Here is a 10295-nt window from a genome sequence, read left to right as displayed (position 1 = left end):
GTCTCGGTGCTTATCGTCGCAAAAGATCAGTGTTCGAATCCATTCTGGACGAAGACAATCGTGTTCACGTAGTTCAAGTTACCTTGACAGATAAAGTCTCGGTGTTGCGCCCGCTGAACATGTCTGCAGCGTTACTGAGTGAAATCATCGCGGTGCTCGACGGGGCCGACCTGTTTCCGAGACAGAGTTCAGCCCGAGACAGAATCACAGGACGCGACAGCCATCTGTCGCGAAAACGCCGCTGGGATGTCGCCGCGTGTGTGAAACACTGGACGCCGATGACTTAGCGCCCCTGTCAACCATTTTTTGCCCGGGCGACATTTGAATCGCGCGCCAAGTGTCAATACGGCATGATCACGACGGCGGAGCAGGCGTGGGCATCGCTGCACACGGCCCCGAGAAGCGTCGCCCACATTCCGCGACACCTGCGAACCCCGGACATGAATCTGTACGCGGTGCTGCAAAACGAAAAGGTGCTCGCAACCTTGGACGTCGAGGAACGCACCGAAACGTTATGCATGGTCGCGCTCGCAAAAGATCCAAGTAGTCTCAAGTGTATGTTCGCGGACTACGACAAGCCATTCCTGAACAATCGATCTATTGGCGAATACATTATACGCAAAAATGGTTCTCGACCAACGCAATGGCTGCCGCACATATATCAGTTGACGCCGGAAATGGTGAAGTTCGCGATCGAACAAGACCCGGTGTCATTGATAGACATCCCGTCAAGATGCATAACAATGGAACTGTGCAAGCATGCAGTGTCCAAGCGACAAAACGTGTTCGCATACGTGCCAAAACAATTTATGACCGAAGAATTGTGCAATCTTGCAGTTCGCGCACCATTCGTGAGAACTGATGTGCCAGCTCTTCGATACGTGCCACGCCACATGCAGACGCCGCCGATGTGCCGAGCAGCCGTAGCGGCGTGGCCACAAGCGATACGTTATGTGGTCGAACAAACAGAAGACTTGTGTCTATTGGCGATTGCTGGCGCCCACGGCAGCATACGAGACATAGATCCCGATCGGCAGACCGACAAAGTCTGTGATGCTGCAATATCAGTACGCTGGGACAACCTCTACTACATACGCAATCAGACCGAGACATTATGCATCAAAGCAATTCGAATGAATTATCGTGCATTGAGCCTCATCCACAATCAAACACCAAAAATGTGTCTGCTCGCCGTACAACATGACTGGCGCGCGATCTGGAATGTGCGCGACAGAACACCCCAATTAATAGAGATCGCCAACCGTACGAGTTCAGATGTCGGGCAATCGTACATCAACGCTCCGATAAACAGAGGCCAGACCAAAGAGAGATGTCTGGTCAAATATCGAAAATCAAAAGACCTCTTCAAAGAAATTCAACAGGATTCACATCGCCGATATATTGTTCGCGTCATAGTTTGCGAGAAACTCACTGCTCTGGTATCGAACAATCTCTCAACCAATCTGCTGAGTGAAGTCGCGTTCTGTCTCGACACTTACGCGATATTTCGACCACTCGCCCCACTACGGGCCGAGTTCATGGGCCGCGCCCGTCACCTGACCCAGCTTGATCGCTGGAACCTCTCGGCGATGGTGCGAGAAGCCGCGTCGATGTGGGCCGCCCCCAAACGTAAGCGCGTCCGAATTCGTGTTCGGCGTTTGTAGGGGCGCCGTCATTTTTGTGCTCGCGCCGTCATTTTTTGGACTTGCGCCGGAATTGAATCGGGGAGTCAAAAGCTTACATGATCACGACAACGGAAGAGGCGTGGACGTCGCTGCACGCGGGCCCGGACAGCGTCGACCACATTCCGCGGCACCTGCGCACCCCGGACATGAATTTATACGCGGTGTTGCAAAACGAAAATGTGCTCGCAACCTTGGATGTGGATGAACGCACCGAAACGTTATGCATGGTAGCGCTGGCAAAAAATCCACTCGCACTCAGCAGAATGTCGGTCACCACTCCCTTTCTGGAACAGCGAGCAATTGGCGAGTACATAATTCGTCGTTCCGCGTTCAGAAGACCATTGCAAAGATTGCCGATCATGTATGAACCAACACAAGAAATGATGATGCTCGCGATAGAAAAAGAACCGACGTCTTTAGATGATATACATGAGGACGACAAATCAATGGAAATGTGTCTACACGCGGTATCTAAATGTCAGGGCGCGCTTGCATATGTGCCAAAACAATTCCTCACCGAAGAATTGTGTAACGTGGCGATCCGCGCGCCAAGCACTCCACACGAATCGCCCGCTCTTCGATATGTGCCGATCCACATGCAAACGCCGGCGATGTGTTTGGTCGCCGTTAAAGCTAATCCGTACGCAATACGTTACGTCGTAAACCAAACTGAGGATTTGTGTTTATTGGCAATCGCCAACAACTTTAATTGCATAATCGACATAGATCCCGATAAACAAACCGACCGCGTGTGTGATGCCGCTATAAAAGAAGAATGCTCAAACCTACTTTACATTCACAACCAAACAGAGGAATTGTGCATCAGCGCAATTCAAATGAACGTTAGAGCGCTCAAGTATGCGCATGTCCACACACCAAAAATGCGACACGTAGCACAGCAAATCGCTGCACAGCGTGGTGTACCCGATTGGAGAGGCACTGCTTGCCACGAACGATACCCGCCCCCAACCAAAAAAAGGTGTCTGCGCACATATCGAGAAAACAAGGTTCGGTTCAATGAATTCCTATTGGGCACCCACCGACGATTTGTCGTTCGTGCCATTATCGTCGAGAAACTCGCGGCATTGTTATCGGGCAACCTCTCGATCAATCTCTTAAGTGAAATCGCATTCTGCCTTGATACTTACGCGCTGTTTAAGCCACATATTCACGCCCGCGCCACGTTCATGGACCGCGCTCGCCATCTGACCCAGCTTGACCGATGGAATCTCGCGGTGATGGTGCGAGAAGCCACGTAGACTTATCATGTCGGGTGATAACGCAACCCACAATGTCGTCTATTTTTCTCAGTCATTTACCATACGATAACAATGCCCTCGTCTACCATAATTGAAGTGTGCCGTACGTCGACACAACCAACCATGCAACGCAAAACACTGCATGACCTAACCAAGGAAGAACGAGAGAAACTCACATGGGAAACCTGTCTCAGCCATTTACACAACGATAAGACACAATTACATCTTGTGCCACGTAAATGGAGAACCGAATCGATGATACTGGAATGGATTTCGGGTTCATATACTTATGGATTCAGATTAAGGGATAATTATTGTAATTTGATATCGCAATTGCATCATGATGAGTTTACAAACGAAATTTGTTACGCGGCTTCAGGCAGTCCTAGCAACATACAATATTTCCCCGATTCAATGAAAACGGTGAATATGTGTCTGACAGCTGTTGATAAGCAATCATATCTGCTGAGATTTGTGCCACCATCGCTTCAAACCGATGCAGTGTGTAAAGCAGCGATACAAAAGGAACCACACACTATACGTTATGTACACAACCAAACACCCGAATTATGTTTGTTTGCCGCAAAATTGTCCAACTCAGGTGTTCTGGACCTAAAATGATTCGATGCGGACGTGCTGTCTTCGGAAAATGTATTGTGGAGTATGGTTGAGTGCAACAGATTCAACATGTTGGGGCATCTTGATTACGACCAGTTAAGGGTGATAGAAGCGAAATTATTTGCGACGATTCGTGATAAATATCCACATTTGCTGAGTGAAGTGTCTAGTCGAATTATAACACGACGCATTGTGATCAAGCTCACCGCGGAAAAAATTATGGCTTTGAACTCGCTGAATCTATCTGCTTTGGCACTAGCCGAAATCATTGGTTGCGTCGCGTCTACAAACAATTTCACCGTCAACGATCACGGGCGCCGAGTGTTCACGGGAAACACGGCTTTGCTGGCGTGGGACGAGCGATGGCGACTCGCAGTCATCATTAAACATTGTTCGTGACACTTACCGAACAGGTTCATTTTTATGGAGTCATCGCATTTTCAGATATCGTAGCAACGAATTCTCAGGTCGTGATCCGCGAACTATTTTTCAGACCACGAGTAGCAACGAATTCTCAGATATCGTGGCAACGAATTCTCAGATATCGTGGCAACGAATTCTCAGATATCGTGGCAACGAATTCTCAGATATCGTGGCAACGAATTCTCAAACTATGATACTTTTCGACAAGCGCCGTATGGTTTGTGGCAGTTGCCTAATCTAGCAGCATTGGCAAACCATCGGTACGGCGCTTGTCGAAAAGTACCCATAGTTTGCGGCAGTTGCCTAATCTAGCAGCATTGGCAAACCATCGGTACGGAGCTTGTCGAAAAGTACCCATAGTTTGCGGCAGTTGCCTAATCTAGCAGCGCATGATGCTCAAAATTGAAACTCAGTTCGATAGCTGAATACGACCATGTCAGGCAGAGCCCGTCTCCTATATGCTCGCACGGCCGATCAACTCGCAGACGAGGAACGTGAGGAAGAAAAACGGCGAGATCGTCTACAAATATTGTACGATACACCAAGTTCGATGAGAACTTCGGGGATGATATTACAAGCACTGCGTCAGAGTTTGACCAATGCGGAGGTAGACGACCTCGTGCAAATTCTGGATGCCGACGACTTCACGAAAGAGATTTGCGACATTATCGCTGCTAAATATCCAAAAGCATATTATCTTGCTTATATTCCGAATCGGTTCAAGACAAGAGAAATGTGTAATACTAGCGTGCGCGAGTCCATGGGGCGTGAACTGGAGTACGTTCCCGAACACTTGCAAACCGAAGAAATATGCAAGTTCGCTGTTGAACACAACCCATACGGAATTGTGTATGTGTATCGGCAAACAAAAGAATTATGTGTGTTGGCATTCAAGAATTCCCCCAAGTCCGAAATTGAGTTCGACATTTATGATATGTTCGATGCCGAAGTGTTAACACCATCACTGTTCGTAGAATTGATTAATATTGAATCGAACATTGTCCGTGACATGGATTCAGAAGACCTGTGGAAGGTTTTACCAACACTGCTGGCGTTCACCCGAGAGGCATGCAAGGAGCGAGCGTCTAATAAATTCGAATTGGAACCCGAAGAAACATATTATGAAACCGAAGTTCTCAGCATCATCAAAAGCCAGAGAATTCGTCGTTACATCGTGCGAACACTCACGGCCGAAAAATTGTTGACGCTGCATGACCTGAAGCTGTCCCCCCTCTCCATAACGGAAATAATGCTCGCCTATGCAACCACTGACACATTCGGACCCATGCAACTAAACGATAGCAGAATCGAGCGTCGGATTCTCGGCAAGTCTCGGCCGGTGCTGTCGTGGGACGATTGCTGGAAATTGGCGGCATTAGTGAGATCCGATTACTAAGGCCACTCGCGATCGATATTTTTGTAGCGGCGACGAAAACTGAATCGGCAGTGGCAATGACATATGACTGATCGCGATTTATTGGAATATTACGACCGCGCGTTCGACGCCCGAGCTCGATCTCTATCGGAGTACACGCACGAAGAACGCGCGCTGTTGACGCAACGAGAATGTATCCAAAGTTGGTCGTTGGCACCGGGAGAGATCTCTCTGGTGCCTCGCCAATGGAGAACAGAGGAGATGATATTGACTATTCTGAGGAATCACCGAGTGCAAGCATTCGATATTATGCGAAACATGCGTGACATCGAATTCACAAAGACAATATGCAACACAATCGCCGAAAGATATCCAGATTCATCATTTCTTGCATACATACCAGATCGATTCAAAACAAATGAAATGTGTCTTTCCGCTGTGGTCGCATCGGGAGGACATGAGCTGGAACATGTTCCTGAGCACCTGCAAACCGAAGAAATATGCAATGCTGCTATTATGGATTATCCCAATGCGATTGGGTTTGTGTTCTGTCAAACAAAAGGATTGTGCATGCTGGCATTCAGGAACTCGTTACATAATATGGAAGGCGCCAGTGGATACGGCGCCATCAATGTATACGAATATTTTGACGACACTATGTTGACACCCACATTATTTGCCGAATTGATCGATGTGGATCCTGATGTCATCCGTGAACTGGATTCGGCAGACTTATGGAAAGTCTTGCCCAAGCTACTGTGCATGGCTAGGAAAATATGTACGCTGAACGCAACACATGGACTTCTCCGAAATGACAAAGTATTGAATAGAATCAAATGTGGAAGACTTCGTCGCCACATTGTGCGAACGCTAACGGCTGAAAAACTGTCGATGCTGTGCGAGTTACAATTGTCCACGTTGTCTGTGACGGAAATAGTCGTCGCGTACACAACAACAGACACGTTTGGTGATGTGTTGGGACTAGATATCGGCAGACATCGAATCGAGAGAAAGCGACGCACAACCGAGGGAAAGAGTTTTGGCAATCCACCACAGCCGATACTTTCGTGGGCTGATTGCTGGGCATTGGCACATGCTGTGAATGGTCTGTATTCTTGCTAATGCACAGGTCTCACCTATTTTTTATGTCAATTGCAAAATTGATAAGAGGTTTTCGTTATCATACGAGGATCGAAACCCATCAACATGTCAGGCACCCGCAAACCCCTATCGAAATACAAACCAGAAGAACTCTCGGAGTTAACGCAACAAGAATGCCTCCAAAGTTTGACCCAGGCCCAAGTAGAAGTGTTCTTGGTACCGCGCAAGTGGAGAACCGAGGAAATGATACTGTACGCACTACAATTGCACGACGACCATGGATTAGCATGCAATATCATAGATTCTCTGGATAGGGACGAGTTCACGAAAGCAATTTGCGATACGTTTGCCGCGAAATTTCCGAAATCAGATTATCTATGTCGCATTCCGGACCAATTCAAAACGAAAGAAATGTGTATGTCTTCCGTGATTACGTGGCCATATAATTTGGGATTTGTTCCTGCATTCTTACAAACCGAAGAAATGTGTATCGCGACTATCGAACGAAGTCCAGACGCAATTGAGTATGTATATCATCAAACACATGAATTATGCATGTTAGCGTTTAAATCTGCTGCGCGTTATGGCGGGGAAATTCCGAATATATACGGAATCTTCGATAATGCAATGATGACACCGTTATTGATTTCCGAAATGATTGACGTAAATCCCGATGTCGTTCATGAACTGGATTCAGTAGACTTATGGAAAGTTTTACCCAAATTGTTATCACTCGCTCGAGAAATATGTAAGTCACGAACTACAGAGCCGCAACGTTGGCGATTCGATATTACTAGCCGAATCAAGTGCCAAAAAATACGTCGCTGCATAGTGCAAATACTCACGGCCGAAAAACTGTCGGCGCTACTGTCACAGCGATTGTCCACATTGTGCATGTTGGAAATAATTGCTGAATACGCAACTACTGCCATATTTGGATCTATTATGCGCGTATCCAGCGACAGAATGCGATACAGCAAGCTTGACGGACCGAGACCGATACTTTCGTGGGCCGATTGCTGGGCATTGGCGAAAGTCATAAAAACCCAGCCGAGACTCGACAGCTAAGCGGCCCCTCGCTAAGCGGACCCTCGCTAAGCGCGGCCATTTTTTACCCGCCGCAGACACTAAAATTGAATTCGACGGAATATTACTAACAAATGGCCGACGGCATCAAACCCTTGTCAGAGTACAGTAGCGAGGAGCGCAGCCAGCTGTCGCAACAGGAATGCGTCCAAAGTTTGGACATGGCGCCAGAGGAAGTGAAGCTGATGCCTCCCAAGTGGAGAACGGAGGCGATGATAGTGCGCGCGTTGCGTGCGTTCAGAGATGGCGAAAATATGGAAGACATGTTGCCTCATTTGTTAAAATACGAATTCACAAAATTCATTTGCGACATGATTGTTAATCAATTTCCAAACGGGAGATATTTCGGTTATATACCAGATCGATACAAAACAAACGAAATGTGTAAAAATGCCGTGGCTATGCGGGGATATGATCTGGGATATATTCCTGAACAACTACAAACTGAGGAAATATGTGTAATTGCCATAAAACACTATCCAGCCGCAATTGCATATGTAAATCGACAAACAAGAGATCTATGCATATTGTCTTACAAAATTTCTTTACATCGGGGATCTGACTTCGGCATTTACCATTTGTTCGATGAAAAACTATTGACAGTATCACTGTTTAATGATTTGATAGATGTGTATCCGTCTGTCGTATATGAACTGGATTCTGAAGATTTATGGAAAGTGTTACCCAAGTTGGTGACAATCACTCGAGAAGTATGCATGTTTCGTGCAAGAGACAAGGTCGCGGCATCAGAAACCCGTGGCAAACCCGGTGTTCTTAGCCGCATTAAATGCGGTCGACTTCGCCGTTGCATCGTGCGAACGCTCACAGTCGAAAAATTGTCGACGTTGCGCGAGCTGCAACTGTCCACTCTGTCCATGGCAAAAATAGTAGCTGTTTATGCTACCACGAATACATTCGGCCCCATGCATAACGACCACAACAATGAAAGAATTCGATTTAGAATGCATGTTCTTGGTATTTCACGTCTCAAGTTACTATCGTGGTCTGATTGTTGGGATTTAGCACTCCTCGTGAAGAAACTTTCAAGTGAGTAGATCCCAAAGTGGGTATTTTTTGCTAATGAGTCGCAACCCATTGGCCATGGCGCTTGACGAAAAACACACATAGTTTGCGTTAGTGGACAGAGCCGTCCTTGTCAATGAGTATTTTTCGACAAGCGTCGCACATATAGTTTGCAAGTTTGCTTAATTCATATGATTTGTTTATGTTCCGACAATTGCATTCAGCACTACCATGTGCGTTTTCTATATTTTCGATTATTAGGGTGCGCCAAGCTATGAGTTGGCTCGTCGTAATCACAGGCAAAAAATCAATTACGCGCTCACGCCAGCACGTCTTCGATGCCGTATTCTGCATCGGCGGGTTCTTCCTCGAATCCACCAGCGGCCGCGGCGAGGAGCGCGACGATGTCCATCGCGGCGACGGCGGGGGCAATCGCCACGTGAGCGACATCGGGCGCCGCATCGACTGCCGGCATGAAGTCCTCCCAGCTGCATTTCACACGTGACACCGGGTATTTTTTGACACGGTATTCCTTCATGCGTTCGGTCAGCTGACTCTTCAGGCCCGTACGAACGTCGACGATGTCCACCATTTGGCGCACGATGCTTTCGTCGGAACCGCGTCGCAGGAATCGACCAAGCAACTGCCGCGAACCGTTGCGACGGGGAGTGGCCGCGACGATCGACGTCATGTCGGCGAGAGACACACCTCTGCGGCTGAAACCGTACGTGGTCAACACGATGTGCGCGCCGGCACGTTTAGCGCGGGTCATGTCGGCTTTTGCGACACCGCCACGTAATACGCTGACTTCTGGTGCGGCAACAGCAACTGGCGCGGCGTCAATCTCGGGCGCGTCAATGTCCTCGGCCGCCACGCGCGCGAGCAACGCGTCACGAATCGCGATCAGGTACTCGCGGTGCTCGGCGAACACGAAGACACCATGGCGCCGCACCACGCCGGCGGGGTGCTTGGGCGTGGCGGCCTCCTCGGGGCGCGGACCCAGGCCCAGCGCGGCGAGCTCGGCGGCGGGCGCGGTGAGGTGCAGGTCGTGGAGGCGGATGATCTCGGCGACGACGAGCCGCAGCCGGGCCTCGTCGCGGATGACGGCGCCGATCGTCATGATGGCCGACATCGTGCCGGCCGCCGTCACGACGTTGCCGCAGTGGGCGGGCGAGCCGGCGTACTCGACGACACGCACGACGCCGCGAAACTGCACGTCACCGACGTCGAACCCCGGGATGGACGCCTGCAAGATCGGTGCCCCCAAGTGCAGATAAATGTACTTGTCCATGCCCGTGGGATTCACGTCGGGTGTCGCTGATAACCCCAACACTGCTTTGGTCTGACAAAGCCACAACGCGCGGCTGAACTCCTTGCTATGATATTCGTGAGCCTCGTCGAGAACAATAACACCAAATCCGTGTAGAAACTCGGGATCTTTTTCGTAGAAGGTGTTGATGATGATTATCACAACATCGTGAGTGTCAGGGCCGGCCGGTTTTTTCTTGGACGTCTTCGGTGGATTGGCAAACATCCCGACCCTCAAATCGGGAAATATCTCGGCAAACTCGTCGACCCAGCCGGCCGCGATGGACTTGGTGGGTACGACGACCAGGGCGGGCATCCCGAGCCGCGCGATGACGGCACAGCCCACGCGCGACTTGCCGAGGCCGGTGTCCATCTGCAGGTACGCGGTGCCGCGGTGCGCCTCCATGGCGGCGTCGC

At 49.2% G+C, this 10295-nt stretch carries 9 protein-coding genes; 8 read left to right on the top strand and 1 reads right to left on the bottom strand.

Annotation, left to right across the window (positions count from 1 at the left end):
* The 8 genes from WC052_05620 to WC052_05585 all read left to right on the top strand — a co-directional run.
* The coding region (locus tag WC052_05620) for a hypothetical protein (GenBank protein ID MFA7287112.1) at nt 1-287 on the top strand (287 nt) is incomplete at its 5' end.
* Between the two features lie 63 nt (nt 288-350).
* The gene (locus tag WC052_05615) at nt 351-1664 is read left to right on the top strand and encodes a hypothetical protein (protein MFA7287111.1); all 1314 of its coding nucleotides are present in this window, start codon (nt 351-353) and stop codon (nt 1662-1664) included.
* Nucleotides 1665-1741: 77 nt separating this feature from the next.
* A complete protein-coding gene (locus tag WC052_05610; protein ID MFA7287110.1) occupies nt 1742-2944 on the top strand; it encodes a hypothetical protein in 1203 nt (400 codons plus the stop codon).
* A gap of 687 nt (nt 2945-3631) precedes the next feature.
* Nucleotides 3632-3961, top strand: coding sequence for a hypothetical protein (locus tag WC052_05605; GenBank protein ID MFA7287109.1), 330 nt, complete (start codon nt 3632-3634; stop codon nt 3959-3961).
* 457 nt (nt 3962-4418) lie between these two features.
* Entirely contained in the window at nt 4419-5381 is a 963-nt protein-coding gene (locus WC052_05600; GenBank protein MFA7287108.1) for a hypothetical protein, read from the top strand.
* Nucleotides 5382-5444: 63 nt separating this feature from the next.
* Nucleotides 5445-6482 (top strand): hypothetical protein, encoded by a 1038-nt coding sequence (locus WC052_05595; protein ID MFA7287107.1) that lies wholly within the window; start codon nt 5445-5447, stop codon nt 6480-6482.
* 222 nt (nt 6483-6704) lie between these two features.
* Nucleotides 6705-7529: a hypothetical protein gene (locus WC052_05590; protein MFA7287106.1), complete on the top strand. Its 825-nt coding sequence runs from the start codon at nt 6705-6707 to the stop codon at nt 7527-7529.
* A 92-nt stretch (nt 7530-7621) separates the two neighbouring features.
* Nucleotides 7622-8602, top strand: a complete 981-nt coding sequence (locus WC052_05585; protein MFA7287105.1) for a hypothetical protein — start codon at nt 7622-7624, stop codon at nt 8600-8602.
* Nucleotides 8603-8889: 287 nt separating this feature from the next.
* On the opposite strand, the gene WC052_05580 is transcribed toward WC052_05585, so the two are convergent.
* Nucleotides 8890-10295 (bottom strand): DEAD/DEAH box helicase family protein (locus tag WC052_05580; GenBank protein ID MFA7287104.1); only part of this gene is annotated, 1406 nt, incomplete at its 5' end.

This window comes from Patescibacteria group bacterium (assembly GCA_041675205.1).
Classification (GTDB): domain Bacteria; phylum Patescibacteriota; class Patescibacteriia; order GWA2-46-9; family GWA2-46-9; genus JBAYUF01.
This window is presented reverse-complemented; position numbering and strand designations above follow the sequence as displayed.